We start from the raw sequence: 26,591 nt of genomic DNA on the forward strand, positions 1-26,591 counted from the left end.
GGGCCGGGTCGGGGTGTGGAAGGCTCGGCGCGTGGGCAGGTTGTCCGAAAAGTGGCGATCCCGCGGGGCCGGCGCGGAGCGCGGCGACCAGGGGCCGGCGCGGACCGCTCGGTCCCTGCCGGTCTGGCCGTGGCCGGCGCTGCTGACGCTGCTGGTGACCGGGGCCGGGCTCGACAGTGCCCAACTGTGGCGCGACGAGCTGGCGACCTGGAGCGCGGCCACCCGGTCGGTGGGCGACCTGGTCCGGCTGACCGGCACCATCGACGCCGCGACCGGACCGTACTACCTGCTCATGCACGGCTGGGTGGCGGTCTTCGGCGACTCGGTGACCGCGCTGCGGCTGCCCGCCGTACTGGCCATGGCGGCGGCGGCCGGGCTCGTCGCGCTCCTCGGGCAGCGTCTCGGCGACGCCCGCGCCGGGCTGCTCGGCGGGCTGCTCTTCGCGGTGCTCCCCGGCACCTCCCGGTACGGCCAGGAGGCCCGCCCGTACGCGCTCGCCACGTTCCTCGCGGTGCTCGCCACGCTGCTGCTGGTCGAGGCGCTGCGCCGGCCCGGGTGGGCGCGCTGGGCCGGGTACGCGGCCGCGGTCGCCGCGCTCGGCCTCACCCACCTGATCGCCCTCACCCTGCTCGCCGCGCACGCCGTGGTGGTGCTCGCGGCCCGGCGTACCCCGGAGGGGGCCGGCCTGCCGGCGGCGGCCGCCACCGCCGAGCCGGTCGGCGGCGGCGGGTCCTGGCGCCGTCCACTGTGCTGGCTGCTCGCCCTGGTGCCGGCCGCGCTGCTGGTGACGCCGCTGGTGCTGGCCGCCGCTCGCCAGCGGTCCCGGCAGTTGGACTGGGTGGACGCCGCCCGGCCCGAGGACCTGCCGGCGCTGGCCGGCGGGGTGGCGCAGAGCGGTGTCGTGGGTGGCCTGCTGGTCGGTCTCGCCGCGCTCGGGGCCGCCCGGCTGGGGCGGCGTGCCCTGCTGCCCGGCTGCGCGGTGCTGCTGCCGGTGCTGCTGGTCTTCGCCGCCGGTCTCGCCGTGCCGCTGTGGGTGCCCCGGTACCTGGTCTTCGTGGTGCCGTTCGCCGGCCTGCTGGCCGGGGCCGCGCTGGCCGGGGTGCGGTTGCCCGCGGGGCTGGCCGTGGTGGCCCTCGCCGGGCTGCTCGGCCTGCCCGACCAGGCAGCGCTGCGGCGCACCCACGAGTGGCCGCGCAGCGCCCCGGTGGACTACCGGGGGGCGGCCGGGGTGGTCGCGGCGCACCAGCGCCCCGGCGACGCGGTCGTCTACTCGCCCCGGGAGAGCTGGCTCTTCCTCGACCTCGGCCTGGCGTACCACCTGGGCGACCGGCGGCCCGACGACGTGCTGGTGACGCGGGACCAGGCCGACCGGGGCGACCTCTGGGCCGCCGAGTGCGACCGGCCGGCGCGGTGCCTGGCCGGCGCCGAGCGGGTCTGGCTGGTGGTCGCCGGCCGCCGGGCCGATCCGGTGGCCGCCGTGCCCGGCGCCAAGGGCGCGGCGCTGCGCGACGGCTTCACCGTCGAGCGGGTCTGGCCGCGCCCCGGCCTCACCGTGGCCCTGCTCACCCGCTGACCGGGGGCGGTTGTCCCGGCGCGCGGCACCGCCCGGGGCCGGCACCCGGCTGACCTCGGGGACGGCGGCCGGCTGAGTTCGGGGACAGCGCCGGGCTCAGCTCGGCGAACGGGGGGCGCTGCGGGCCAGCGGGACGACCAGCACCGCCTCGGTGCCGCCCTCCGCGCCGTGGCGCAGCTCGATGGTGCCGCGCAGCTCGCCGGTGACCAGCGCGCGGACGATCTGCAGCCCCAGCCGCCCACTCTGCTCGGCGTCGAAGTCGGGCGGCAGCCCGCGCCCGTTGTCGGTCACCGAGACGTGCAGCTGCTTGCGGAACCGGTGCGCCGAGACCACCACCTCCGGCGCGGCCACCGGGCCCGGCGGCTCCGCCCCGTCCGCCGCCTCGGCCTGCTCGACCTTCTCCGCCGTCCCGCCCGGCTCCGCCGCCTCGGCCGGCGGGAAGCCGTGCTCGACGGCGTTGAGCAGCAGCTCGTTGAGGACCATCACCAGCGAGGTGGCGATCTCCGCGGGCAGCACCCCGAAACTGCCCCGGCGCCGCATGCCGACCGTCGACTCGGTCGCCGCCACCTCGGTCGCCGCGCTGGCCACCCGGTCCACGATGCCGTCGAACTCGACCGCCTCGTCGCTGGACATGGAGAGCGTCTCGTGCACCAGGGCGATCGAGGCGACCCGGCGTACCGACTCCTCCAGGGCGACCCGGGCCTCGGGCATCGCCACCCGGCGGGCCTGCAACCGCAGCAGCGCGGCGACCGTCTGGAGGTTGTTCTTCACCCGGTGGTGGATCTCCCGGATGGTGGCGTCCTTGGTCATCAGGGCCCGGTCCCGGCGGCGTACCTCGGTGATGTCGCGGACCAGCACCAGGGCGCCGATCGGCACCCCGGCCGGCATCAGCGGCAGCGCCCGGGTGAGCATTGTCGCGCCCCGGGCGTCGATCTCCCGGCGGGGCGGCGCCTCGCCGCGCAGCGCGGCCAGGATGCCGTTCGCCGCGTCGGTGCCCTCCAGCGGGTCCCCGGCCAGCCGGCGGTGCAGCGCCGCCAGGTCCTCCCCCACCAGGTGCGAGGCGTAGCCCAGGCGCCGGTACGCCGACTGCGCGTTCGGGCTGGCGTAGGTGACCTTGCCGTTGGCGTCCAGCCGGACCAGCCCGTCGCCGACCCGGGGCGCGGAGGTCGTCTCGCCCGGATGCCGGGGCGGCGGGAAGGTGCCGTCGGCGATCATCTGGGCCAGGTCGTCGGCGGTGGTGAGGTAGTTCAGCTCCAGCTGGCTGGGGGTACGCGCGGTGGAGAGGTTGGTGTCCCGGCCGACCACTGCCACCACCTCGCCGGTCTCGCCGTCGGCGCTGCGCAGCCGGACCGGGATCGCCTCGTGCCGGGCGGGCACGTCGCCGTACCAGACCGGGTCGCCCTCCCGCCAGATCCGGCCCTGCCGGTAGGCCACCTCCAGGTGCGCCACCTCCGGCCCGCCGACGATCCGCCCCACCTGGTCGTCCAGGTACGCGGTGGGCGCGGTCGTCGGGCGGACCTGGGCCACGCAGAGGTACGTCCCGTCGCCGTCCACCGGAACCCAGAGCAGCAGGTCGGCGAAGGACAGGTCGGACAGCAACTGCCAGTCACCGGCGATCCGGTGCAGGTGGTCGATGTCGGCCGGGCGGAGGCGGGTGTGCTCCTCGGCGAGGTCGCGCAGCGTGGACACGCTGACCAGCGTGCCACGCCGCCCCTCACATCGTCGCGGTGACCTTCTTGAGCCCGCGGGGCGCGTCCGGGTCCTCGCCCCGGGCCAGCGCGAGCGCCAGCGCCAGCCGTTGCAGCGGCAGGATGTCCAGCAGCGGCGCGTACCGCTCGTCGACCTCGGGCACCGCCATCCGGGTCGCGCCGGCCACCTCGGCCGAGCCGACCACCACCACGTCGGCGCGGCGCTCGCCGAGCCGGGGCAGCACCTCGCCCATCGAGCGCCCGCCCGGCCCGGTGCCGACCACGGCCAGCACCGGCACGTCGGGGTCGGTCATCGCCAGCGGACCGTGCAGCAGGTCGGCGCCGGAGAAGGCGAGCGCCGGCAGGTAGGAGGTCTCCATCAGCTTCAGCGCCGCCTCCCGGGCGGTCGGGTAGGCGTACCCCCGGCCGGTGGTGACCAGTTGGGCGGCGAACCGGTAGCGCGGGGCGAGCTGGGCCGGGGTGGGGTCGGCCAGGGTGCGCTCGGCCAGCTCGGGCAGGGCGGCGAGCGCCTCCCGCTCGGCGGCGGGCAGCGCCCCGTCGCCGGCGCGGATCCCCTCCACCAGCATCAGCAGGGCGAGCAGCTCGGCGGTGTAGGTCTTGGTGGCGGCCACCGCCCGCTCGTGCCCGGCGGCGATGTCGACGCTCAGCTCGGCGGCACCGGCCAGCGGGGAGTCCGGGGCGTTGGTGACCGCCAGGGTGAGCGCGCCGGAGGCGCGGGCCGTGCGGAGCACCTCGGTGAGGTCGGGCGAGCCGCCGCTCTGGCTGACCCCGACCACCAGCGCGTCGGAGAGGTCGGGCCGGGCGCCGTAGACGGTGACCGCGCTGGGCGAGGCGAGTCCGGCCGGCAGGCCGAGCCGGATCTCGGTCAGGTAGGCACCGTAGAGCGCGGCGTGGTCGGAGGTGCCCCGGGCGGTGAACACCACGTGCCGAGGGCGGCGCTCGGCGATCACGGCCGCCACCCGGGCGACGGCCCCGGCGTGGTCGGCGGAGAGCAACCGGTCGTAGCCGGCCGGCTGCTCGTCGATGTCGGCGGCCATCCCGGCCCCTGCACCCGTCACGGAAACTCCTCCCACTGCGCGATTGCCGCGCGTTTCCTGCTCAGTCTTGCACGTTTGATCTGGCCTGAGCAATCTAACGAGCAGTAGTGCGCAGATGATCACCACCCCGGTCCAACATCACCTAGGCTTGCCCGACCTCACCGAGCAGAAACGACCGAGAGGACGCCGTGTCCGAGGACGACCGCCCGCTGCCCGCGGCGGAGGAGTTGGCCCTGGCCCGGCTGGCGCTGGAGGCCGGCGACCTGCCGCACGCCGCCGGCCACCTCGCCGGCGCGCTCGCCCAAACCCCGACCCTGCCCGAGGTGCACGAGCTGCTGGCCCGGCTCGCCGCCGCCAGCGGGGACGGCGGCGTCGAGCTCTTCCCGCTCGGTCACCGCGTGTTCGTCGGCGCCGTGGTCGCCCGCGCCCACCTGCTCGCCGCCGCCGGGCAGCCGGCCGAGGGGCTGGACCTGCTGGTCGCCGCCACCGGGCACGTGCCGGGCACGGACTGGGCCGGGGTGCCCTGGGTGACCGCGCCGGAACTGGCCGAGCGGCTGGACCCGGAGCGGATCGCCCGGATCCTGATGCAGGTCTGCGCCGTCGCCCCCGACCCGGTGCCGCGGGCCGGCCGGGCGGCGCTGGCGCCGTACCTGACGCTGGCCCGCAACGCGGTCACCGTCCACCCCGAGCACGCCCTGCTGCTGGGCGCGGCGTCCGCGCTGGCCCGGCGCCTCGACGAGGTCGCGCTGGCGATCCGCTGGGCCGCCCGAGGGGTACGCGCGCAGCCGTCGAAGATCGGCGAGGTGTGGCTCGGGTACGCGTACCGCAGCGCCGGGCGCACCCGGGAGGCGCTGGCGGCGCTCGGCCGCGCGGTCCAGCACGATCCCGACGACCTCGCCGTGTACGCGGACATCGCCGGCACGCTGGCCGACCACGGCCGGCTCGACGAGGCGCTGGACTGGATCGACCGGGCGCTGGCCCGGGACCCGACCTTCGACTGCGCGGTGCACACCGCGCACCGGCTGCGGTTCCAGCGCGACGGCGACGTGGCGCACCTGGTCGCGCTCGCCGACTTCGTCCGGGAGCACCCGGACGACTCGCACGAGCACGCCGACCTGGCCGAGTGCTGCCGGAGCCGGCCCTGGCTGGGGCAGGTCACCCCGGCCGGCGGGGCGGTGGTGGACGCGCTGCGGCTGGCCGCCGCCGGCGACCACGACGCCCCCGGCGGCGCCGTACGGCTGGACACCCCGGCGCCGCCGAGCGCCATGCGTACCGCCGCGGCGGCCGCGCCCGGGCTGCGGGTCGAGGTGGCCGAGGTGGCCGGGCCGGACCCGCGCGAACCCCGCCGGGCCGAGACCCGGCAGCTCTGGCGCTACGACGGCACGACCGCCGCGCCCGCGGTGCCGGCGCCCTCGACGGAGGCGGCGGACCGGCTCCGCCAGCTCGCCCACCCGGCCTGGCCGCACCCGCCAGCGGCCTACGACGCGGCGGTCGGCCTGGCCACCGTGGAGCTGCCCGACCTGCTCGGCCTGCTGGTGCACCCGCCCGAGCCGCCGGCCACCGCACTCGGCCGGGTGCTGGGCGGGCAGGACCCTTCGCTCTGGGTGCGCTGCGTGCAGGTGTGGGCCTGCCTGGGCCTGCTGCACCACCGCACCGACGAGCCGTGGCCGGAGTCCACCCGGCGTCAGGTGCTGCTCGACCTGGTCTGGGGTGTTGAGGACTGGATCACCGAGGCGGCGCTGTTCGCCCTGGTCACCGCCGCCTGGGTGGACCCGCGGGTACGCCCGGACGTGGCAGCGGTGGTGGCCGAGCGGCTGGCCGACGTGGCGGCGGTGGCCCGGCTGCGCCCGGTGCCGATCGCCACCTCCCTGGCCCACCTGGCCCTGGCCACCCCGGCGCTGGACCGGGACACGGCGGCCCTCGCCACCACCCTGCTCACCGCCCGCACCGGCCTCCCCCGCCCCCGCAACCCCCTCCGCCGCCTCTGGCGCCGCCTAACCGCCCCCCTCCGCCACCCCTAACCCCACCCGGCACCACCCGCCCCGCGGGGCTGGGGGGTTAGGCGACGGGGGCTTTGCCGAGGGCGGTTTCGGGCTGGTCGTCGCCGGCGCCCTGGGGTGCCGGCGCGTCGTTGGCGGTGCGCAGTGGGATCTCCTTGATGAACCAGGCCAGCACCGGCACCGCCACGGTGAACAGCACCGCCCACCAGAAGACGTGCGAGATGGCGTCGGCGAGGCCGCCGAGCACCAGCTCGCGGGCCTCCGCCGGCAGCTGCTTGAGCTGGGCCAGGTCCATACCGACCCCGGCCTCGCCACCGCCGCCGGTGACGGCGCCGCCGGCCGGGGAGTCGGCCAGCCGGTTGGCGAAGATCGCGCCGAACAGCGAGATGCCGAACGAGCCGCCGATCGAGCGGAAGAAGGTGGCCGCGCCGCTGGCCGCGCCGAGGTCCTTCTGCTCCACGCTGTTCTGCGCGATCAGCATCGAGGTCTGCATGAGGAAGCCCATGCCGACGCCGAGCACGACCATGTAGAGCGACGACTCCAGCTTGCTGGTGTGCACGTCGAGCAGGGTCAGCAGCGCCATGCCCGCTGCCATCACCGCACCACCGATGATCGGGTAGCTGCGGTAGCGCCCGGTCCGGGTGATCGCCCGGCCGATCAGCAACGAGACCACCAGCATGCCGAACATCAGCGGGAGCAGCAGCAACCCGGAGTTGGTCGCCGAGGCGCCCTGCACGGTCTGCTGGTACAGCGGCAGGAAGTTCATCGCGCCGAACATCGCGAAGCCGAGCAGGAAGCCGATCACCGAGATCAGCGCGAAGTTGCGGTTGGCGAAGAGACCCAGCGGCAGGATCGGCTCGGCGGCCCGCCGCTCGACCAGGCCGAAGACCACCAGCGCCAGGACGGCGAGCACGGCCAGGCCGAGGATCTGCGGCGAGGTCCAGTCGTATTCGTTGCCACCCCAGGTGGTGATCAGCACGATCGCGGTGATGCCGACCGACAGCAGGGCCGCCCCGAGCCAGTCGATCCGGTGCTCGGTGCGGTACTTCGGCAGGTGCATGGTGGTGGCGAGGACCAGCAGCGCGATGCCGCCCAGCGGCAGGTTGACGTAGAACGCCCAGCGCCAGGAGAGGTGGTCGGTGATGAAGCCGCCGACCAGCGGGCCGGCCACCATGGCGATCGCCATGATGCCGGCGATCATGCCCTGGTAGCGGCCCCGCTCCCGGGGCGGCACCAGGTCACCGATGATCGCCATCACGCCGACCATCAGGCCGCCGGCGCCGAGGCCCTGGACGGCCCGGAAGGCGATCAGCTCGACCATGCCGTCGCCCGGACCGCCGAACATCTCGGAGCCGGCCATGCCGCAGAGCGCCGAACCGACCAGGAAGATCACCACGGAGGTGAGGAAGACCGACTTGCGGCCGTAGAGGTCACCGAGCTTCCCCCAGATCGGGGTGGAGACGGTGGTGCCCAGCACGTACGCGGTGACCACCCAGGTGAAGTGGTCCAGCCCGCCGAACTCGCCCACGATCCGCGGCAGCGCGGTGCTGACGATCATGTTGTCGAGCATCGCCAGCATCATGGCGATCATCAGGCCGAAGAGCACGACCCGTACGTTGGGTCGTCGCACGGCCTGGGTGGCCTGAGTCATGGGTAAGCTCCCCCCGAGAAGTGACACACTTACTTGCCGACCGGCTAGCTACCTTACTAGCCGGACGGTAAGTTGGGTACGGCAAGCGGTCAAGCGGATTGGGGTGTGTGGGTGAGAGAGAGCACAGGCGGCACACGGGAACGGATCAAGGCCGTCGCACTGGAGCTCTTCACCGAGCAGGGGTACGAGAAGACCTCGCTGCGGGAGATCGCCGAGCGGCTCAACGTGACCAAGGCGGCGCTCTACTACCACTTCAAGAGCAAGGACGAGATCGTCAGCAGCTTCGTCGAGGACCGGCTGGAGCTGATGGACGAGCTGGTCGCCTGGGCCGAGGCGCAGCCCGCCACCCAGGAGACCCGGCGCGCCCTGATCGCCCGCTACGCCGACGCGATGTTCGCCAGCGAGCAGCCCTCGGTGATGCGGTTCTTCGAGCAGAACCAGACGGTGCTCAAGAGCCTCGCCGCCGGGCAGCAGATGCGCGGCCGGATGCTGAAGCTGGCCGAGGCGCTCTTCCGGGGTGACGACTCACCGTCGGCGCAGCTGCGCGCGGCGCTGTCGCTCTTCGCCGTGCACTCCAGCTGGTTCGCCGTCCGGACCCCGCACATCACCGACGAGGAGCGGCGGCGGATCGCCCTGGAGGTGGCCGACGAGCTGCTCGCCCCCATCGGCGGGCCGGCCGAACCGGCCCGGTAGCCCCTCGGGCGAGGTGGGCCGCGGGCGGCTCGGTCAGCCCGGATCAGCCGGCCGGGGTGAGGTCGAGCCGCAGCCCGAGCAGCTCCACGCCGGGCACCGGCGACCAGTCCAGCTCCGGCGTCCGGACGAAGCCGCGCCGCTGGTAGAGGCGGTGGGCGGTGGCGGCGAAGCCGCTGCGGACGCAGATCACCACGGCCGAGCAGCCCAGCTCGGTGGCGCGCGCCACGCAGGCGTCGACCAGGGCCGCCCCGACGCCCCGCCCCTGGGCGGCCGGGTCCACGGCGAGCATCCGGAACTCCGCCTCGCCCGCGGCGGACAGCTCGGCGTACCGGGTGCCGGGCAGCACGAAGGTCACCGAACCGAGCGTCTCGCCGGTGGCCTCGTCCACGGCGACCAGCACCTCGCCGTGCTCCGCCCGGGTCGCCACGTCGGCCAGCGTCGCGGCGTAGCCGTGCTCCCCCTTGAGCTGCCCGTCCGCCTCGTACGCGGCCACCGTCAGCCGGGCCACCGCCGGGAAGTCGGCCGGGGTGGCCCGGCGGACCAGCAGGCCGCTCAATCGATCACCGCGATCAGGTCGCCGTCCTGCACCACGTCACCCTCGTTCACGGCGAGCTGACGCACCACGCCGTCGGACTCCGCCACGACCGGGATCTCCATCTTCATCGACTCCAGGATCACCAGGGTGTCCCCCTCGGACACGGTGTCCCCGGCGGACGCGACGACCTTCCAGACGTTCGCCACCATCTCGGCGCGGATCTCCTCGGCCATCTCCGGCCCTCCCTCTCACGGGTTACCTGCCGACGTATCCAATCATGAGCCGGGGCACCGGCGGGCGGGGAGCGGCGGGCGGGAGACGGCGGGGCGGCGGGCGGCGGGGCGTACCGCTGCCGCCCCGGGCGACGACGGCGGGTGCCCGCCGCACTAGCATCAGCAGGTCGGACCTGGCGCCGGGCGGACCGGTGCGTGCACCGGCGCCGAGGTCGTGCGCAGGCGGATCCGACCATCACGAGGAGGTCACCCATGGCGAAGAAGGCCCGGAAGAAGAAGGCCCGCAAGAAGAGCAACGCCAACCACGGCAAGCGCCCCAACTCCTGAGGCGCCCGCCGGACGGCGTCCGGCGACGAACCCCACCGGCGGATGCCGGAGACACCGGTGGCCCGGGTCGGTCTCGACCCGGGCCACCGGTTTTCGTCGTCACGCCGCGCTCAGTCGGTCAGTTCCCGCGACTCGCTGCTCTCGAAGACCACCAGCTCGGAGATCCGGACCCGGAGCCGCTCGCGCAGCTGCTCGGGTGCCGTCTCGTTGCCGCAGCACCGGGCGACCAGCGCCCTGACCTCCTGCTCGATGCCGTACTCGCGCAGGCAGGGGCCACACTCGTCGAGGTGGTAGCGGATCAGCGTGCGCCGCTCCTCGGCGCACTCGAGGTCGAGGTAGAGGTAGACCTCCTCGAGCACCTCGCGGCAGTCCGTCTCGTGCGGCTTCCCACAGCTCACGTCACACCTCCCGGCCGGCGGCAGCGGTCGAGCCCTTCGACGACGAGGCGGAGCTGAAGCCCCGCTCGGCCGCGTACTGCTCGAGCAGCTTGCGCAGGTTACGACGGCCGCGGTGCAGCCGCGACATCACCGTGCCGATCGGCGTGCCCATGATGTCGGCGACCTCCTTGTAGGAGAAGCCCTCGACGTCGGTGAGGTAGACCGCCAGGCGGAACTCCTCGGGCAACTGCTGGAGGGCCTCCTTGACGTCGCTGTCCGGCAGCCGGTCCAGCGCCTCGGTCTCGGCCGAGCGCAGCCCGCTGGAGGTGTGCGACTCGGCCTCGGCGAGCTGCCAGTCGGTGATCTCCTCGGTCGGCGCCTGGATCGGCTGGCGCTGCCGCTTGCGGTAGGAGTTGATGTAGGTGTTGGTCAGGATCCGGTAGAGCCAGGCCTTCAGGTTGGTGCCCTGCTCGAACTGGTGGAAGGCGGCGTACGCCTTCAGGTAGGTCTCCTGGACCAGGTCCTCGGCATCCGCCGGGTTGCGGGTCATCCGCAGCCCGGCAGCGTAGAGCTGATCGACGAAGGGCATCGCGTCCCGCTCGAAGCGGGCCCTGCGCTCGTCCGTCTTCTCGGTGGTCAACCGCACATCCCCTCGCGTCGGATGCTTTCCCGCCGAGGATACGCGTCCGGAGGAGGTGGCAGATCCACTTCCGTCGGGTGTGCTGGTGCTCACCACCGCACCGGCCGGCGGCACCGCCGCGGGCCAGTCCGGACCGTCCAGCAGTCGACGCACCCGCCGTGCTTCCCGGTCGTCCCGTTCCCGGGCCCGTGTCTCGGTCGGCACCGGTCACCCCCCTCGCCAGAAATGTCGTCCGGGGGGTGCAACGCGAACCGCCGGCCCGATCATTCCGGCTCCGGTCCCCGTTCCTGGTCCCGGCCCCGGTCGGGACCGGCGCTGGGACCAGGAAGGGCCTGGGAGGACCGGTGCCGCCGCCCGAACCGGGCGAACGGCACCAACCGGTGCAACGACCCGGCTCCGCCGACGGAAACGGCCCGTCCGGCGTGCCGGGGTGGTCCGGTCAGGTCCGCGCCCAGCCCCGCTCGCGCAGCCAGGCGAGCACCACGGCCGCCGTGCCGGCGGGATCGCCGCGCAGGTCGTGCCGCTCCCCGGGGCGGGTCACCACGCGCACCGCCGGCCCCGGCTCGGGCACGCCGAACGGGTCGCGGTCGCCGTTGACCACCAGCGTCGGCAGGCCGGTCGCCAGCTCCGCCGCCCGGGACCGCTCCGGCCGGCCGGGCGGGTGCAGCGGAAACGCCAGCGCCAGCACGCCGGCGGCGGCCACCGCCCGGGCGGTGCGGCAGGCCACCCGCGCGCCGCTGGACCGGCCACCCACCAGCAGCGGTACGCCCGGACGCCGGCTCCGCAGCACGGTCAGCACCGCCGTCCACGCCTCGTCGAGGTGCCCGGCCGGGGCGGGCGCGCGGCGGCCGGCGACCCGGTAGGGCTGGGTCACCCGGGACACCACCAGCCCGGCGCCCACCGCCGCGTCCCGGACCGCCAGCAGGTCCGGTGCGTCGACGCCGCCGCCGGCGCCGTGCCCGAGCACCAGCAGGGCGACCGGCGGGCCGGCGGGCAGGTCGGTGTCCACCCGGGCGGCACCCCGGGGCGTGGCGATGTCGTCGCTGGTCGGCACCGGTTCATTCTGCGCCCCGGTCCGCCCGGCGGCGGTGGCGGTGATCGGGTCGACCCCGATGGTGCCCGCCACGCTCCCCGCCCGACCCGCTCGACGGCACGACGAACGACCGGCCCGTGCGGCACGGGCCGGTCGCGGTCGGGTCAGTCGGCGGTCAGCTCAGCGGCACCAGGGTGAGCAGGCGGTCCCGCACCGGCGGACCGGCCTCGTCGGCGGCGTCCGGATCGGGCTGCACCTCGGAGCGCCAGGCGACCAGCATCGCCCGCCGCTCGCGCGGGGTGGTGCCGCCCCACACCCCGTGGCAGTCCCCCACCTCCAGCGCCCAGGCCAGGCAGGAGCCCTGCACGTCACAGCTGCGGCAGAGCGCGATCGCGGCGTCCGCCGGCTCGTTCGGCGCCGGAAAGAACGTTTCCGGGTCGACGCTCTGACAGGTTCCTCTGGTCCGCCATGCCTCGTCCTGGCGCCGCTCCCGCAACGCGCGCAGCAGGCGCGGGTCTCGTCGTGCGGCGGCCACCTCGTGCGGGCGGGGCATACGTGCCCGTGTCATCCACCCACCTCCCCCGTGGGACCGGCAAGATCGATGGGTTTCGTCCACCCCGTGCGGATCGACACCCACCACCGGCGCTGTGTTGTATCGCACTTCCGGAGGCGGGGACAAGACTTTGCCGTAAAGTCGGCGGAATATTCGGGCGACGATTCGCCCGCAACACTGGCAAATCAGTCGGCGACAATGCGCGCGAATGCGCACGCGCCGCCGGGCGGCGGGACCGACCTCCGACGCCGTCAGAACAGCGTCAATTCCTCCGGCTCGGCCGCCCGCGCCAGCGGCACCCGGGCGGTCAGCTCCGGGCCGTCGTTGCGCACGTCGCCGACCGCCGGGCCCACCGGCCGGATCTCCAGCCCGCCGAGCCAGTCCAGCGGCGGCGGACTGAGCAGCGCGTCCGGCTCGCCGCCCGGGGCCAGCCAGCCGGACCACCGCTCGCGCGGCAGCAGCAGCGGCATCCGGTCGTGCACCTCGGCCAGCTCGCCGAGCGCGGCGGTGGTCAGCACGCTGCAGGTCAGCAACGGCCCGGCCGGCCCGTCCCAGACCGACCAGATGCCGGCGAAGGCGAGCACCGAGCCGTCCAGCGGGGTCATGTAGTAGGCCTGCTTGCCACCGCCCGCCGAGCGGACCCACTCGTACCAGCCGTCGGCCGGGACGAGGCAGCGGCGGCGGGCGAACGCGCCGGCGTAGGCCCGGCTGGTGGCGACGGTCTCGGACCGCGCGTTGATCATGCGGGCCGCGCCGGCCGGCGAGCGGGACCACGCCGGCACCAGCCCCCACCGGCCCACGGACAGCGCGCGGTGCCCCTCGGGGGTGACCCGGACCAGCGGCACCGGATCGGTCGGCGCCACGTTGTGGTCGGGTGCGAGCCGGCCGTCGGTGTCGTCGTACGACTCGAACAGCGCGCTCAGGTCGCCCGCGCTCCGGGTCGTCGCGTACCTCCCGCACATGCCGCACACGCTATCCCGCCGACGGCCGCTCGGCTGTCCCGCCAACCGGGAGCTCCCGGGACGGCCGGCGCCACCGGCCGCCGGGCACGGCAGAATGTAACCGTGGGGAACCTGACCGCGACCCGGCCGCCGCAGCCGTGGACCGCACCGACCGCCTCCGACCCGGTCGCGGCCAGCGTGCGCCTGCCCGGCTCCAAGTCGATGACCGCCCGCGCCCTGGTGCTCAGCGCGCTGGCCAGCGGCCCGTCGACGCTGGCCGGGCCGCTGCGGGCCCGCGACACCGAGCTGATGGCCGGCGGGCTGCGGGCGATGGGCGCGCACATGTCGATCAGCGACGACGACCGCTGGCTGGTCCGGCCGCACCGGCTGGTCGGCCCGGCCCACGTCGACGTCGGCCTGGCCGGCACGGTGATGCGCTTCGTCCCGCCGGTGGCCGGGCTGGCCGACGGGCGGATCACCTTCGACGGCGACCCGCAGGCCCGGATCCGCCCGCTCGGGCCGCTGATCGGCGCCTTGCGCTCGCTCGGCGTACGGATCGACACCCCGGCCACCGGCAGCCTGCCGCTGACCGTGCTCGGCGCCGGCCGGGTCGCCGGCGGCGAGGTGGTCATCGACGCCTCCGCCTCCAGCCAGCTGGTCTCCGGGCTGCTGCTGGCCGCGCCGCGCTTCGACCGGGGCGTGGTGGTCCGGCACGTCGGCCCGCCGGTGCCCTCCGCGCCGCACCTGCGGATGACCGTGCAGATGCTGCGCGCCGCCGGCGCGGCGGTCGACGACACCACCCCCGACGTCTGGACGGTCGAGCCGGGCCCGCTCACCGGGCGCGGCTGGACGATCGAGCCGGATCTCTCCGGCGCTGTGCCGTTCTTCGCCGCCGCCCTGGTCACCGGCGGTGAGGTGACGCTGCAGGGCTGGCCGCGCAGCAGCGCGCAGCCGGTGGAGCGGCTGCGCGAGCTGCTCCAGCTGATGGGGGGCGAGGTGACGCTCTCCACCGCCGGGCTGACGGTGCGCGGCACCGGCGTCGTGCACGGCCTGGACGCCGACCTCTCCGACGTCAGCGAGCTGACCCCGGCGCTGGCCGCGCTGGCCATGCTGGCCGACTCGCCGTCCCGGTTCACCGGGGTGGCCCACATCCGCGGCCACGAGACCGACCGGATCGCCGCGCTGGCACGGGAGTTCAGCGCGCTCGGCGCCGACCTCACCGAGTCCCACGACGGGCTGGAGATCCGCCCCCGCCCGCTGCGCGGCGGCGTGTTCCGCACCTACGCCGACCACCGGATGGCGCACGCCGCCGCGGTGGCCGGGCTCGCCGTGCCGGGCATCGAACTCGACGACGTGGCGTGTACCTCGAAGACCATGCCCGAGTTCCCGGCACTATGGTCAGCAATGGTGACCGGCAAGAGCTGACGCGCAGAGGGGACGGTCCTGGCGACCAGACGGCGGGAGTACGACGAGGACGACGTACGGGTCCGGCCCGGGAAGTCCTCACGCCCGCGTACCCGCACCCGGCCCCGGCACGCCGACGCGGTGGACGGCTTCGTCATCGCTGTCGACCGGGGCCGCTACACCTGCGTGCTGCCCGACGCCGGCCCGGACGCCCCGACGATCACCGCGATGCGCGCCCGCGAGCTGGGCCGCAAGTCGGTGGTGGTCGGCGACCGGGTCGGCCTGGTCGGGGACACCTCCGGCGCGGCCGGCGCGCTGGCCCGGATCGTCCGGATCGCCGAGCGGCGCTCGGTGCTGCGCCGCACCGCGGAGGACGACGCGACCACCGCCGAGGGGCGGCTGGAGCGGGTGGTGGTGGCCAACGCCGACCAGTTGGTGATCGTCAGCGCGCTGGCCGACCCGCCGCCGCGCACCGGGTTCATCGACCGGTGCCTGGTGGCCGCGTACGACGCCGACATCGAGCCGCTGCTCTGCCTGACCAAGGCCGACCTGGCCGGCCCGGACGCGGTGCTCGGCTACTACACCGAGCTGGAGCTGCCGTACGTGCTGATCCGGCCGGACTCGGAGCTGGACGCCCTGCGCAGCCTGCTCGCCGGGCGGGTCTCGGTCATGGTGGGGCACTCCGGGGTGGGCAAGTCGACGCTGGTCAACCGGTTGGTGCCGGAGGCCGCCCGGGCGGTCGGCGAGGTCAGCGCGATCGGCCGGGGGCGGCACACCTCGACCAGCGCGGTGGCGCTGCGGCTGCCGCCGGCGCCGGGCGGTGGCGACGGCGACCCGGGCTGGATCATCGACACCCCCGGGGTGCGCAGCTTCGGGCTGGCGCACGTCTCCGCCGACAGCCTGCTGCACGGCTTCCCCGACCTGGTCGAGGGGACCGTCGACTGCCCGGCCAACTGCCCGCACACCGCCGAGGCGCCGGACTGCGGGCTGGACGCCTGGGTCGCGGCCGGCAAGGCCGACCCGCGCCGGCTGGCGTCGTACCGCCGGCTGCTGGCCTCGCGGGCCGGTGAGGGCGACCCGCGGGCCGAGCCCGAGCCGCGCGGCGAGCCGCCCGCCGGCGGTTGACGCCGGATCGGCTAGGTTGCCCCCCATGACCGGGTACGCCGACGACCTCGCCCTCGCCCACCTGCTCGCCGACGCCGCCGACGCCGTGTCGACGGCCCGGTTCCGCGCGCTCGACCTGCGGGTCGAGGCGAAGCCCGACCTGACCCCGGTCTCCGACGCGGACACCGCCGTGGAGCGGGCGATCCGGGCGCTGCTCGCCGAGCACCGCCCGGCCGACGGGCTGCTCGGTGAGGAGTACGGCGCCGCGCCGGCCACCGGCCCGGACGACCGGCAGTGGGTGGTCGACCCGATCGACGGCACCAAGAACTACATCCGCGGGGTGCCGATCTGGGCCACCCTGATCGCCCTGCTGGAGGCGGGCCGGCCGGTGGTCGGGCTGGTCTCCGCCCCGGCGCTGGGCCGCCGCTGGTGGGCGGCGCGCGGCCTGGGCGCCTACGCCGGCGCGAACGCCGCCGGCGGGACCCCGATCCGGGTCTCCGGGGTGAGCGCGCTCGCCGACGCCAGCTTCTGCTACTCGTCGCTGGACGGCTGGACGGCCAACGGGCGGCTGGACGGGATGCTCGGGATCATGCGGGACAGTTGGCGCAGCCGGGCGTACGGCGACTTCTACGGCTACGTGCTGCTCGCCGAGGGCGCGCTGGACGCGATGGTGGAGCCGGAACTGTCGCTGTGGGACGTCGCCGCGCTGGTGCCGATCGTCACCGAGGCCGGCGGCACCATCACCGACCTGCACGGCGCACCGGCCCCCGCCACCGGCAGCGACGCCGAGCAGAGCGTGGTGGCCAGCAACGGCGCGCTGCACGCCGACATCCTCGCCCGGCTCGGTCGGCCCACCGCGCGCTGACCCCGGCAAGCCTCTATCCTCGCCAGGTGTCCACCTCCGGCTGGTGCTTCCTCGCGTCGATGATCGTCGCCTACGGCATCGCCAACCTGCTCCAGTCGGTCGCCGCCGCCCGCACCACCGTGCACCACACCTTCGATCCCGGCCTGCTGCTGCGGCTGGCCGGGCACCGCACCTACCTGGTCGGGCTGCTCTGCCAGGTGGTCGGGTTCGTGCTCGCCTTCCTGGCCCGGCGCGACCTGCCGCTGTTCCTGGTCCAGGCCAGCGTGGCGGCCGGGCTCGGGGTGACCGCGCTGCTCGGCGTGCTGCTGCTCAAGTGGCGGCTACCGGCGGCCGAGGTGGTGCTGCTGGTGCTGCTCTTCGGCGGGATCACGGCGCTGGTGCTGGCCGCCCGGCCGGCACCGTCGCGGCAGCTCGGCACGGCCGGCACGGTGGCCCTGCTGGTGGCGCTCGTCGGGATCGCGGTGCTCGGCTTCTTCGCGGTGCGGCTGCACGGCGCGCCCGGTTCGGTGGCGCTCGGCTCGCTGGCCGGGCTGGCGTTCTCCGCCGCCGCCGTCGCCGCCCGGCCGCTGGCGTCCGCGCCGACCGCCGAGGCGTTCCTCGGCAACCCGCTGCTCTACCTGCTGGTCGGGCACTCGGTCGTCGGCCAGCTGCTGCTCGGCCTGGCCATGCAGCGCGGCTCCACCACGGCGGCGGTGGCGGCGATGGACGCGGCCGGGGCGGTGCCCGCGGCGATCGTCGGCCTGCTGCTGCTCAACGACAAGATCTGGCCCGGCCGGGAGTGGCTGGCCGCGGCCGGTTTCCTGGTCACCCTGGCCGCCGTCATCGGGCTGACCCGGTACGCCGAGCCGCAGCACCACCACGCGGTCGCCGGGGACCGGAAGCGGGCCATGGTCGGGGCCGCCCGGGTCGGCTGAACCGCCGCCGCCGAGGACGGAAACGGCGTCGTCAGGCCGCTTCGACCGGTTTGCGGCGGCGGACCACCCGCTCGTAGAGGCGTTCCAAAGCGCCGGCCGTCCGTTCCCAGGTGTAGCTGCACCGCACCCGGTCGACCGCGGCGTGCCCGTACGCGAACCGGCCGGCGTTGTCGGCGAGCAGCCGGCGCAGCGTCACGCCCAGCGTCCGCACGTCGCCCGGCGGCACCAGCCGGCCGGTGACCTCGTCGACCACCGCGTCGGCGATGCCGCCCATGGCGTAGCCGACCACCGGCACGCCGCAGGCCATCGCCTCCAGCGACACCCGGCCGGCGGAGGAGTAGTGCGGGGTGCAGGCCACCACGTCGGCCGAGCGGTACCAGGTGGCCATCTGGTCGTGCGGCACCGCGCCGACCAGCTTCACCTGCTCGGCCACCCCGTTCTGCTCGGCCAGCTCGCGCAGCCGGCGCGCCTCGGCGTGGTTGGCCAGCTGCTCGGCCGGCGGACCGCCGGCGATGACCAGTTCGGCGTCGCCGACCAGCCGCATGGCCCGGATCAGGTCGTCCTGGCCGTGGCCGGGCGCGAGGCCGCCGACGGAGAGGATCCGGGCCCGCTGGTCGCGCGGCGCGGCCTCCCCGTCGGGGTGGAACTGCTCGATGTCGACCCCGGCCGGCACCATCGCCACCGAGGTGCGTTGCAGGCCCATCCGGGTCAGCTCGTCGACCTCGTCGTTGCACTGGGCGACCGCGATGTCCACCGCCCGGGTCAGCGCGCGCTCCAGCGGGATCCGCTCGCCGGGGCCGCCGTACTGCTGCCCGAGGTGGCGCAGTTGCTCCACGCCGAGCGAGTGGAAGGTCTGCACCACCGGGATGTCCGTTTCGCGGACCGCGTGCGCGGCGGCCAGCCCACCGATCCAGTAGTGCCCGTGCACCACGTCCGGGGTCCACTCACCCGACCAGCGGTCGGCCAGCCAGCGGCCGAACTCGGCCACGTACGGGACCAGGTCGGCGGTGGGCAGCGCCGAGGCCGGCCCGACCGGGACGCGCTCCAGCCGGTAGCCGTGCACGTCGGCGGTTTCCGGCTGCCCGGGGTCGTCCCGGCGTTCGTACACCCGGACGTCGTGACCCCGTGCGGCCAGTTCCTCGGCGACCCGCGCGATGTGCTGGTGGGTGCCGACGGCCGGGCCCTCGGGGTGGCTGGACGGGCCGGCGTGCGCGCAGACGAGGCCGACGCGCATGGGTCACCTCCATGCGATTTTCTCCAGCGGTGGTCCTCCGGTCAGAGGGTCCCATTAACCCGGGGCTCGGGAGCCGAAACCTGGCAGATCGGGAAGAGGCCGGCGGGTAGTTGCGCGGCGACAAGTGTCGAGCCGCCCGCGCGGGCCGCTCCCGGGGTCGTGGATCCGACCCGCGTCGGTCGCATGACCCCCGGCCAGCCGGGGTACCGGCCAGGAATGCCGCTCACCCGCAGCCTCGCCGACGCCACCGTGGTGATCACCGGAGCCTCCAGCGGGATCGGCGCCGCGACCGCGTACGCCCTCGCCCGCCGGGGCACCGCCGTGGTGCTGGCCGCCCGCAGCGAGGCCGCCCTGCGCGAGGTGGCCCGCAACTGCCGCGACCTGGGTGGCCGGGCGCTGGTCGTGCCGACCGACGTGACCGACCCGGCCGCGATGGAGCGGTTGGCCGCCCGGGCGGTGGAGGAGTTCGGCCGGCTCGACGGCTGGGTCAACAACGCGGCGGTCAGCGCGGTGGGCCTGTTCGACGAGATCCCGGTGCAGGAGTTCCGCCGGGTGCTGGAGGTGAACCTGCTCGGCGCCGCGTACGGCACCCGGGCCGCGCTGCCGCACCTGACCGCGGCCGGCGGCGGCGTGCTGGTCAACAACGCCTCGGTGCTGGCCGAGGTGGCGATGCCCTACCAGTCCGCGTACAACGCCACCAAGCACGGCATCCGCGGGCTGGCCGACACGGTCCGCCAGGAGTTGCGGGTCACCGGCCGGGGCAACATCTCGATCTGCACGGTGCTGCCGGCCACCATCGACACCCCGTTCTTCCGGCACGCCGCCAACCACAGCGGGCGGGAACTGGTGCCCCCGCCACCGGTCTACCCGCCGGAGATGGTCGCCCAGACGATCGTCCGGATGCTGCGCCGGCCGCGCCGGGAGGCGTACGCCGGCGGCGCCGCGCGACTGATCGGCCTGCAGTGGCGGCTCGCCCCGGCCCTGGCCGAGCGGACGCTCGGCTGGTACGCCCACCGCACCCAGTTCGGGCCGGCGCCCCGGCTGGACACCTCCGGAAACGTCTTCGACGCGGACGCCGCGGCCCGGCGCGAGGGGGGCTGGCACGGCCGGCGGCGGCAGCTGGTGCGGATGACGGCGGCCTTCGGCCTGGCGGCCGCCGGCACCGCGGTGGGCACGGTCGCCGCGATGGCCCGACGAACCCGGACGGTCCGCTGATGGGTCCGGCCGGCCGGTCGGATGCGGGGTCCGCTCCGGGCAGGCAGAATAGGGCGATCATGCCGACCGACGTGCGTTGCCTGGTGGAGACGGACCGGTCGTCCGCCGTGATCCGGGTGACCGGGGTGCTCGACCCGGCCGGAGTCGGCCCGGTGCGCGACGCACTGCTCACCCGGCTCAGCGACCGGCCCGGGCCGGTCGTGGTGGACCTCTCCCGGTTGCGGGTGGCCGAGCCGGCGGCCGGCCGCGTCTTCGCCGAGGTCCGCCGCGAGGTGCTCGACTGGCCCGCCGCGGACCTGCTGCTCTACGACCCGTCCGGCGCGGTCGCCGGGGTGCCCGCCTGGCCGACCCTGGACGGGGCGATGGCCGCGCTGGCCGCCGCGCCGATGGCCGCCGTGCTCACCGCCGACCTGCCGCCCTCGGTCGGCGCCGCGCGGGAGGCCCGGCAACTGGTCACCGACGGCTGCCAGCGCTGGGGGGTGCCGGGGCTGGCCGAGCCGGGCTGCATCGCGGTCACCGAAATGGTCAACAACGTGGTCGCCCACGCGCACACCCCGATGACGGTCCGGCTGGCGCCCCGCGACAGCGAGCTGCACCTGGCCGTCCGGGACCACTCCGCGCGCCAGCCGGCGTACGCCGGGCTGGCCCCGCTGACCGCGACCGGTGGCCGGGGGTTGTTGCTCATCGACACGGTGGCCCGCCGCTGGGGCAGCAGCCCGGTGCCCGACGGCAAGGTCGTCTGGTGCGTGCTGCACCCGGACGACGAGGCCGCCGCCCGGGGCTGACCGCCCGGGTCGGTGCGGCCGGCCCGTCGTGGCGGGAGCGGGCGGTGTGCGGCCGGGTGTCCCCGAATCGGCCGGTTGCCCGGCCTGCGTGGCCGGTGGTGGCGGTTACGGGGGTGCCGGCAGTGGGTAGTGACCGGTCATGCGCGACGACGAGTACCCGACCCCCGTGTCCGACCCCGAGGCGGAGGGCCTGCCCGACACCGCCGACGACGACTCGACCGCCAACGACGACGTCCTGACCGGGCGCGAAGCGGACGGCCCGGAGCCGGCGCAGATTCCGGCCGACCGGGACCCGGTGGCGGTGGACCGGTTCGGGACCACCGCCGAGGAACAGCTCGACGGCGAGTCGCTCGACTACAAGCTGGCCCGGGAGTCCTTCGAACGCCCGGTCGACGACCCGCTGGCCGGCCCGATCGACCCGGACATCGCCGCCGAGGCGGACAGCCGGGAGCAGGCGGCCCAGGCGCAGCTCGACGCGGACGTGCTCGACCCGGGCCCGACCTCGGACCCGAAGTCCCCGGTCTCCATCTACGACCACGGCCAGCTCGGCAGCGTGGCCGACGCGCAGGTGGGGCGGCTGGTCGAACCGGACGAGGGGGCGCACACCGACCAGGAGACCGACTCGGTCGCCTACGACGCGGGCTCGGCCGGCGGTGGGGCCACCGCCGAGGAGCTGGCCATCCACGAGACGCGCCCACCGCACTCGGTCTGAGTCAGTCGTCCAGCCCGCGCTCGATCGCGTACCGGGTCAGCTCGACCCGGTTGTGCAGCTGGAGCTTGCCCAGCGTGTTCTGCACGTGGTTCTGCACGGTCCGGTGCGACAGCCCGAGCCGCTCGGCGATCTGCTTGTACGACATCCCCTTGGCGACCAGGCGCAGCACCTCGGTCTCCCGGTCGGTGAGCCGGGGTGCCGCGCCGTCGCCGCCGCGCGGGCCGGTGCCCGCCGGGGTGGCCCCGCCCGGTTCGGCCGCCAGCCGCCGGTACTCCCCGAGCACCAGCCCGGCCAGGCCCGGGGTGAAGACCGGCTCGCCCGCGGCGGTGCGCCGCACGGCGTCCAGGAACTCGGCCGGCGCGGCCGACTTCACCAGGTAACCGGTGGCGCCCGCCTTCACCGCGTCCAGGACGCCCTGCGCCTCGCCGCTGGCCGAGAGCATCAGCACCCGCACCTCGGGCAGCGCCGCGCGCAGCCCCCGGATCACCTCGACGCCGGAGATGTCCGGCAGTTGCAGGTCGAGCACCACCACGTCCGGCCGGGCGGCCGCCGCGACGCGGACCGCCTGCCGTCCCTCGCCGCTGGTGGCCACCACCTGGTGGCCGGCCTCGGTCAGGTCCCGGGCCACCCCCTCGCGCCACATCGGGTGGTCGTCCACCACCATCACCCGCGCCACGTCCCGCACCCCCTGTCCACGCTCATGCCCGCGCCCGGGGCACTGTCAACTCCACCTCGGTGCCCGCGCCGGGGGTCGAGGTGATCGAAACGGTGCCGCCGAGGTCGGCGAGGCGGCCCTGGATGGACCGGGCCACCCCGAGCCGTCCCTGCGCGGCCGCCTCGGCCAACCGGCCGGCGGGGAACCCGGGCCCGGAGTCGCGGACCGACACCGTCACCGTCGCCCCCTCGTCCTCGACCAGCACCCAGGCCCGGCCGTCGGCGTGCCGCTCGACGTTGTCCAGGGCGGCGGCGGTGGCGGCGGCCAGCTCGCGGGCCACCGGCCCGGGCAGCGGCACCGGGGTGGCCGGCGCCGAGAGCGACACCGTCGCCGAGGCGTACCGGCCGAGCAGGGCGCGCAGGTCCACCGGACCGTCGTCGGAGCCGACGGGGGCCGGGCCGGCCCCGGCGATCAGCGCCCGCAGCGCCGCCTCCTGCTCGCCGGCGAGCCGGGCCAGCTCGCCGGCCTCGCCGTCCAGGTGCGCGCCACGCCGCTGCACCAGCGCCAGCACCTGGAGCACCGAGTCGTGGATGTCCCGGGCCAACCGCTCCCGTTCCCGGTTCGCGGCCTCCAGCTCGACCGCCCGCTGCAGCCGCTCCTCGGCGGTCACCGCGAGCCGGGCCACGTGCCCCACCACCACGCCGGCGAGCAGCAACAGGATGGTGCCGTTGAGCGCGGACGGGGAGACCATCCCCCGGGTGGCCAGGTCGGCGGCGCCGAGCACCAGGGCGGCCACCGCGCCCCGGCGCCGCCCACCGGAGACGGCCCAGGCCAGCACCGGCCCGCCCAGCCAGGCCACGGCCAGGGTGGTCACCCCGGCGGCGAGCGCCGCGCGCCCGACCACCCACGGGGTGACCAGCAGGATCGCCAGGACGACGCCGAGGTCGGCCAGGAGCAGCGGCCAGCCCCGCCAGCGGGGCCGGGCGTACCCGGCCGCGGTCACCCCGGTCCAGGCCGCCATCACCAGGACCACCGCGCCCGCCGCGAGGGGGTGGGCGTAGCGGTCCGCGTCGCGGAGCACCACCACGCAGACGTACGCCAGGGAGGCGACGCGGAACACCGCGACGGCCCGCCAGAGCGGGACCTCGAGACCACCGGGCGGGGACGGCACGGAGGTCACGATGCCACAGCGCGTGGGCCTGCCCGCCACCCCGGCCGGTGCGGCCGGCGGAATCCTGACGTACGGTGGAAATACCGCGAACACCTCCGAGATCCGCTGGCGGGACGGGGCCATGACGAACGCTGATCCCCCGGCACCGCGTACGGTTGTGCCCATCGAACCCTCCCTCCTGATCGCCGAAGCCTTCGGACAGGCTCAGGTGACCGAGCTACGCCACTCGGTCACCTCCTGCGCGCATGCCTGTGGACTGAGCGGGCAGCGGCTGGACGACTTCGTGCTCGCGGTCAACGAGCTGATCACCAACGCGGTCCGGCACGGCGGCGGGCGGGGCCGGCTGCGGCTGTGGCGGCAGGCCGGTCACCTGCTCTGCGAGGTCTCCGACCACGGCACCGGGATCAGCGCCCGGCGGTTGGACGACCGGACCCGGCCGGCGCCGGACACCGCCGGCGGCTGGGGCCTCTGGCTGGCCCGCGAGCTCAGCGACAGCATGGAGGTCGAGACCGGCGCCGCCGGCACGACGGTTCGGATCAGCGCGGCGGTCGGCGAGCGCGAGCACATCGGCCGGCACCGCCGCGACTGACCGCGGCGGCCGGTCGCGGCGGGGCGGTGGGGCCCCCGTCCCCGGGTCGCGCCGCGTCCCGGCACCGGCCGCGGCCGCCGCGGCGGCCGTACGCGCCGGCCTCCCGGCCGCGCACGGCACCGTGGGCTCAGGCGAAGAGGGCGCTGACCGACTCGCCGTCGTGGATCCGGCGCATCGCCTCGGCCAGCGCCGGCGCCACCGACAGCACCTTCAGCTTCGGCACCCGCTTCTCGGCCGGGATCGGCACCGTGTTGGTGCAGACGATCTCCAGCACCCCCTCCTGCTCGCTGAGCCGGTCGAGCGCGCCGCTGGAGAAGAGGCCGTGCGTGCAGGCCAGCCGGATGGAGCGGACCTTCAGCTCGCGCAGGTGCTCCATCAGCTCGATCACCGTGCTGCCCTTGGCGATCTCGTCGTCCAGCACGATCACGTCCCGGTCCACCACGTCGCCGATCACCGCGCTGATCGTGACCCGGTCGTCGCTGAACCGCTGCTTCGCGCCGGCCGCCACCGGGGTGCCGAGCCGCCGGGCGAAGGCCGCCGCCTCCTTGGCGTTGCCCAGGTCCGGCGAGACCACCACGGTGTTGGCCAGGTCGTACCGGCTGAAGTGCTCGGCCAGCTCGCGAAGGGCGTGCAGGTGGTCCACCGGCACGCTGAAGAAGCCGTGCACCTGCGGGGAGTGCAGGGTCATCGCCAGCACCCGGTCGGCGCCGGCCGAGGTGAGCAGGTCGGCCACCAGCCGGCCACCGATGGAGATCCGGGGCGCGTCCTTCTTGTCCGACCGGGCGTACGCGTAGTGCGGCAGCACCACGGTGATCCGGCCGGCCGAGGCGCCCCGGGCGGCGTCGATCATGAGCAGCAGCTCCACCAGGTGCTCCTGCACCGGCGGCACCAACGGCTGGATCAGGAAGACGTCGCGCTCCCGGCAGTTCGCCTGCAACTGCACCTCCAGGCAGTCGTTGGCGAACCGGGACACCCGCACCGGGTGCAGGGGCACCCCGAGGTGGGCGCAGATCTCGGCGGCGAGTTCGGGATGGGCGGTTCCGCTGAACACGGCGATGTCACGCACGTCTGCACATCGTACGGATCACCGGCGGGACCGGGGCCGGGGCCCGGCGCCGGGCGGCGTGGTGGCGCCCGGCCCGGTACGGTGCTGCCGTGACCGGAGAGTACGTCGCCGCCATCGACCAGGGCACCACCTCGTCCCGGTGCATCGTCTTCGACCGGGCCGGGGAGATCGTCGCCGTGGCGCAGCGGGAGCACCGGCAGCTCTTCCCGCAACCGGGCTGGGTGGAGCACGACGCCGAGGAGATCTGGGACAACGTCGAGCGGGTGGTCCGGGAGGCGCTGGACGCGGCCGGCACCGACGCGACCGGGCTGGCCGCGGTCGGGATCACCAACCAGCGCGAGACCACGCTGGTCTGGGACCGGGCCACCGGCCGTCCGGTGGCCAACGCGATCGTCTGGCAGGACACCCGCACCGGCCCGCTGCTGCGCGAACTGGAGCAGGCGCACGGCGAGGAGCTGTTCCGCACCCGCACCGGCCTGCCACTGGCCACCTACTTCGCCGGGCCGAAGCTGCGCTGGCTGCTCGACCACGTCGAGGGCCTGCGGGCGCGCGCCGAGGCCGGCGAGGTGCTCTTCGGCACCATGGACAGCTGGCTGATCTGGAAGCTGACCGGCCGGCACGTCACGGACGTGACCAACGCCAGCCGCACCATGCTGATGGATCTGTCCACCCTCGACTGGAGCCCGGAGCTGCTGGACGCGATGGGCGTGCCGGCCGCCATGCTGCCGCGGATCCGCAGCTCCGCCGAGGTCTACGGGGAGGCCACCGCGGTGCTCGCCGGGGTGCCGGTGGCCAGCGCGCTCGGCGACCAGCAGGCCGCGCTGTTCGGGCAGACCTGCTTCCAGCCGGGCGAGGCCAAGTGCACCTACGGCACCGGCAGCTTCCTGCTGCTCAACACCGGCGCCAGCCCGGTCGCCTCGGCGCACGGCTTGCTCACCACCGTCGCCTACCGGATCGACGGCCAACCGGCCGCGTACGCCCTGGAGGGGGCGATCGCGGTGACCGGCTCGCTGGTGCAGTGGCTGCGCGACAACCTCGGCCTGATCTCCACCGCGGCCCAGGTGGAGGAGCTGGCGGGCACCGTCGCCGACAACGGCGGCTGCTACGTGGTGCCGGCCTTCTCCGGGCTGTTCGCCCCGCACTGGCGCAGCGACGCCCGGGGCGTGATCGCCGGGCTGACCGGCTACATCACCAAGGGGCACCTGGCCCGGGCGGTGCTGGAGGCGTCCGCCTGGCAGACCCGCGAGGTGGTCGACGCGATGAACGCCGACTCCGACGTCGCGCTGCGCCGGCTGCGGGTGGACGGCGGGATGACCGCCAACGGGCTGCTCATGCAGTTCCTCGCCGACGTGCTCGACGTGCCGGTGGTGCGGTCCCGGATCACCGAGACCACCTGCCTCGGCGCCGCCTACGCGGCCGGCCTGGCGGTCGGCTTCTGGCCGGACCTGGCCACCCTGCGCGAGCAGTGGCGCTCGGACGCCCAGTGGACCCCGGCGATGGCACCGGAGCACCGCGAGCGCGAGCTGCGCAACTGGCGCAAGGCGGTCGAGCGCACGCTGAACTGGGTGGACTGAC

Annotated in this window: 26 protein-coding genes and 1 pseudogene; 13 read left to right on the top strand and 14 right to left on the bottom strand. The window is 75.4% G+C overall.

Annotated elements, in window-relative coordinates; all coding sequences use genetic code 11:
• Nucleotides 1-40: 40 nt before the first annotated feature.
• The gene (locus SM577_RS13120) at nucleotides 41-1,573 is read left to right on the top strand and encodes a glycosyltransferase family 39 protein (RefSeq protein WP_474587069.1); all 1,533 of its coding nucleotides are present in this window, start codon (nucleotides 41-43) and stop codon (nucleotides 1,571-1,573) included.
• Nucleotides 1,574-1,669: 96 nt separating this feature from the next.
• On the opposite strand, the gene SM577_RS13125 is transcribed toward SM577_RS13120, so the two are convergent.
• Entirely contained in the window at nucleotides 1,670-3,262 is a 1,593-nt protein-coding gene (locus tag SM577_RS13125) for a sensor histidine kinase (RefSeq protein ID WP_474586982.1), read from the bottom strand.
• A gap of 25 nt (nucleotides 3,263-3,287) precedes the next feature.
• Nucleotides 3,288-4,319: an SIS domain-containing protein gene (locus SM577_RS13130; RefSeq protein ID WP_474587070.1), complete on the bottom strand. Its 1,032-nt coding sequence runs from the start codon at nucleotides 4,317-4,319 to the stop codon at nucleotides 3,288-3,290.
• Between the two features lie 188 nt (nucleotides 4,320-4,507).
• Between SM577_RS13130 and SM577_RS13135 the strand changes: the two genes are divergently transcribed.
• Nucleotides 4,508-6,340, top strand: coding sequence for a tetratricopeptide repeat protein (locus tag SM577_RS13135; protein ID WP_474579555.1), 1,833 nt, complete (start codon nucleotides 4,508-4,510; stop codon nucleotides 6,338-6,340).
• A 37-nt stretch (nucleotides 6,341-6,377) separates the two neighbouring features.
• Here SM577_RS13135 and SM577_RS13140 read toward each other — a convergent pair whose 3' ends face one another.
• A complete protein-coding gene (locus SM577_RS13140) occupies nucleotides 6,378-7,970 on the bottom strand; it encodes an MDR family MFS transporter (RefSeq protein ID WP_474586983.1) in 1,593 nt (530 codons plus the stop codon).
• Nucleotides 7,971-8,081: 111 nt separating this feature from the next.
• On the opposite strand from SM577_RS13140, the gene SM577_RS13145 reads away from it, so the two are divergent.
• Nucleotides 8,082-8,663 (top strand): TetR/AcrR family transcriptional regulator, encoded by a 582-nt coding sequence (locus SM577_RS13145; protein WP_474586984.1) that lies wholly within the window; start codon nucleotides 8,082-8,084, stop codon nucleotides 8,661-8,663.
• 43 nt (nucleotides 8,664-8,706) lie between these two features.
• Here the strand turns inward: SM577_RS13145 and SM577_RS13150 are convergent, their stop codons facing one another.
• Both SM577_RS13150 and SM577_RS13155 read right to left on the bottom strand, forming a co-directional pair.
• On the bottom strand, nucleotides 8,707-9,219 hold the full coding sequence (locus tag SM577_RS13150; protein ID WP_302919312.1) for a GNAT family N-acetyltransferase: 513 nt from the start codon (nucleotides 9,217-9,219) through the stop codon (nucleotides 8,707-8,709).
• Nucleotides 9,216-9,431, bottom strand: coding sequence for a biotin/lipoyl-binding carrier protein (locus SM577_RS13155; RefSeq protein ID WP_088992101.1), 216 nt, complete (start codon nucleotides 9,429-9,431; stop codon nucleotides 9,216-9,218). The genes SM577_RS13150 and SM577_RS13155 overlap by 4 nt, the downstream gene beginning before the upstream one ends.
• 252 nt (nucleotides 9,432-9,683) lie before the next feature.
• On the opposite strand from SM577_RS13155, the gene SM577_RS13160 reads away from it, so the two are divergent.
• Nucleotides 9,684-9,758, top strand: coding sequence for a 50S ribosomal protein bL37 (locus SM577_RS13160; RefSeq protein ID WP_373292824.1), 75 nt, complete (start codon nucleotides 9,684-9,686; stop codon nucleotides 9,756-9,758).
• Nucleotides 9,759-9,868: 110 nt separating this feature from the next.
• Here the strand turns inward: SM577_RS13160 and rsrA are convergent, their stop codons facing one another.
• From rsrA to SM577_RS13185, 5 genes are all read right to left on the bottom strand, one after another.
• Entirely contained in the window at nucleotides 9,869-10,156 is a 288-nt protein-coding gene (rsrA, locus tag SM577_RS13165; protein ID WP_088992100.1) for a mycothiol system anti-sigma-R factor, read from the bottom strand.
• 1 nt (nucleotide 10,157) lies between these two features.
• Nucleotides 10,158-10,979, bottom strand: a complete 822-nt coding sequence (locus SM577_RS13170) for a sigma-70 family RNA polymerase sigma factor (protein WP_302919314.1) — start codon at nucleotides 10,977-10,979, stop codon at nucleotides 10,158-10,160.
• A gap of 235 nt (nucleotides 10,980-11,214) precedes the next feature.
• On the bottom strand, nucleotides 11,215-11,829 hold the full coding sequence (locus SM577_RS13175; protein WP_474587071.1) for an alpha/beta hydrolase family protein: 615 nt from the start codon (nucleotides 11,827-11,829) through the stop codon (nucleotides 11,215-11,217).
• Nucleotides 11,830-11,983: 154 nt separating this feature from the next.
• Complete coding sequence (locus SM577_RS13180; RefSeq protein ID WP_088992097.1) at nucleotides 11,984-12,376, bottom strand: WhiB family transcriptional regulator; 393 nt, start codon at nucleotides 12,374-12,376, stop codon at nucleotides 11,984-11,986.
• A 236-nt stretch (nucleotides 12,377-12,612) separates the two neighbouring features.
• Nucleotides 12,613-13,323 (bottom strand): SOS response-associated peptidase, encoded by a 711-nt coding sequence (locus SM577_RS13185; protein WP_302919315.1) that lies wholly within the window; start codon nucleotides 13,321-13,323, stop codon nucleotides 12,613-12,615.
• 102 nt (nucleotides 13,324-13,425) lie between these two features.
• On the opposite strand from SM577_RS13185, the gene aroA reads away from it, so the two are divergent.
• The 4 genes and pseudogenes from aroA (at nucleotide 13,426) to SM577_RS13205 (ending at nucleotide 17,666) form a co-directional block, all read left to right on the top strand.
• Nucleotides 13,426-14,727 carry a 3-phosphoshikimate 1-carboxyvinyltransferase gene (gene aroA / locus SM577_RS13190; protein WP_302919316.1) on the top strand — a complete coding sequence of 434 codons (1,302 nt, stop codon included), beginning with the start codon at nucleotides 13,426-13,428 and terminating at the stop codon, nucleotides 14,725-14,727.
• Nucleotides 14,728-14,847: 120 nt separating this feature from the next.
• On the top strand, nucleotides 14,848-15,831 hold the full coding sequence (rsgA, locus tag SM577_RS13195; RefSeq protein ID WP_474579553.1) for a ribosome small subunit-dependent GTPase A: 984 nt from the start codon (nucleotides 14,848-14,850) through the stop codon (nucleotides 15,829-15,831).
• A gap of 25 nt (nucleotides 15,832-15,856) precedes the next feature.
• Entirely contained in the window at nucleotides 15,857-16,675 is an 819-nt protein-coding gene (gene hisN, locus SM577_RS13200) for a histidinol-phosphatase (protein ID WP_474586985.1), read from the top strand.
• 59 nt (nucleotides 16,676-16,734) lie between these two features.
• Nucleotides 16,735-17,666 (top strand): annotated as a pseudogene (locus tag SM577_RS13205) (hypothetical protein).
• Here SM577_RS13205 and SM577_RS13210 read toward each other — a convergent pair.
• The gene (locus SM577_RS13210; protein WP_302919319.1) at nucleotides 17,621-18,823 is read right to left on the bottom strand and encodes a glycosyltransferase; all 1,203 of its coding nucleotides are present in this window, start codon (nucleotides 18,821-18,823) and stop codon (nucleotides 17,621-17,623) included. The pseudogene SM577_RS13205 and the gene SM577_RS13210 overlap by 46 nt on opposite strands.
• 216 nt (nucleotides 18,824-19,039) lie before the next feature.
• Here SM577_RS13210 and SM577_RS13215 point away from each other — a divergent pair, with 216 nt between their 5' ends.
• The 3 genes from SM577_RS13215 (at nucleotide 19,040) to SM577_RS13225 (ending at nucleotide 21,535) form a co-directional block, all read left to right on the top strand.
• Nucleotides 19,040-20,038: an SDR family oxidoreductase gene (locus SM577_RS13215; RefSeq protein ID WP_302919320.1), complete on the top strand. Its 999-nt coding sequence runs from the start codon at nucleotides 19,040-19,042 to the stop codon at nucleotides 20,036-20,038.
• 59 nt (nucleotides 20,039-20,097) lie between these two features.
• Nucleotides 20,098-20,823 carry an ATP-binding protein gene (locus SM577_RS13220; protein ID WP_302919321.1) on the top strand — a complete coding sequence of 242 codons (726 nt, stop codon included), beginning with the start codon at nucleotides 20,098-20,100 and terminating at the stop codon, nucleotides 20,821-20,823.
• 139 nt (nucleotides 20,824-20,962) lie between these two features.
• Complete coding sequence (locus SM577_RS13225) at nucleotides 20,963-21,535, top strand: DUF5709 domain-containing protein (protein WP_302919322.1); 573 nt, start codon at nucleotides 20,963-20,965, stop codon at nucleotides 21,533-21,535.
• A 1-nt stretch (nucleotide 21,536) separates the two neighbouring features.
• Here SM577_RS13225 and SM577_RS13230 read toward each other — a convergent pair whose 3' ends face one another.
• The gene (locus tag SM577_RS13230; protein WP_302919681.1) at nucleotides 21,537-22,199 is read right to left on the bottom strand and encodes a response regulator; all 663 of its coding nucleotides are present in this window, start codon (nucleotides 22,197-22,199) and stop codon (nucleotides 21,537-21,539) included.
• Nucleotides 22,200-22,233: 34 nt separating this feature from the next.
• Nucleotides 22,234-23,361 carry a MacS family sensor histidine kinase gene (macS, locus tag SM577_RS13235; protein WP_474586986.1) on the bottom strand — a complete coding sequence of 376 codons (1,128 nt, stop codon included), beginning with the start codon at nucleotides 23,359-23,361 and terminating at the stop codon, nucleotides 22,234-22,236.
• Nucleotides 23,362-23,482: 121 nt separating this feature from the next.
• On the opposite strand from macS, the gene SM577_RS13240 reads away from it, so the two are divergent.
• A complete protein-coding gene (locus SM577_RS13240; protein ID WP_302919682.1) occupies nucleotides 23,483-23,950 on the top strand; it encodes an ATP-binding protein in 468 nt (155 codons plus the stop codon).
• A gap of 127 nt (nucleotides 23,951-24,077) precedes the next feature.
• Here the strand turns inward: SM577_RS13240 and SM577_RS13245 are convergent, their stop codons facing one another.
• On the bottom strand, nucleotides 24,078-25,016 hold the full coding sequence (locus SM577_RS13245) for a ribose-phosphate diphosphokinase (RefSeq protein WP_302919324.1): 939 nt from the start codon (nucleotides 25,014-25,016) through the stop codon (nucleotides 24,078-24,080).
• Nucleotides 25,017-25,105: 89 nt separating this feature from the next.
• Between SM577_RS13245 and glpK the strand changes: the two genes are divergently transcribed.
• The gene (gene glpK, locus SM577_RS13250; RefSeq protein ID WP_474586987.1) at nucleotides 25,106-26,590 is read left to right on the top strand and encodes a glycerol kinase GlpK; all 1,485 of its coding nucleotides are present in this window, start codon (nucleotides 25,106-25,108) and stop codon (nucleotides 26,588-26,590) included.
• The last annotated feature ends 1 nt before the right edge of the window (nucleotide 26,591 follow it).

This window comes from Micromonospora desertarenae, assembly GCF_056150265.1.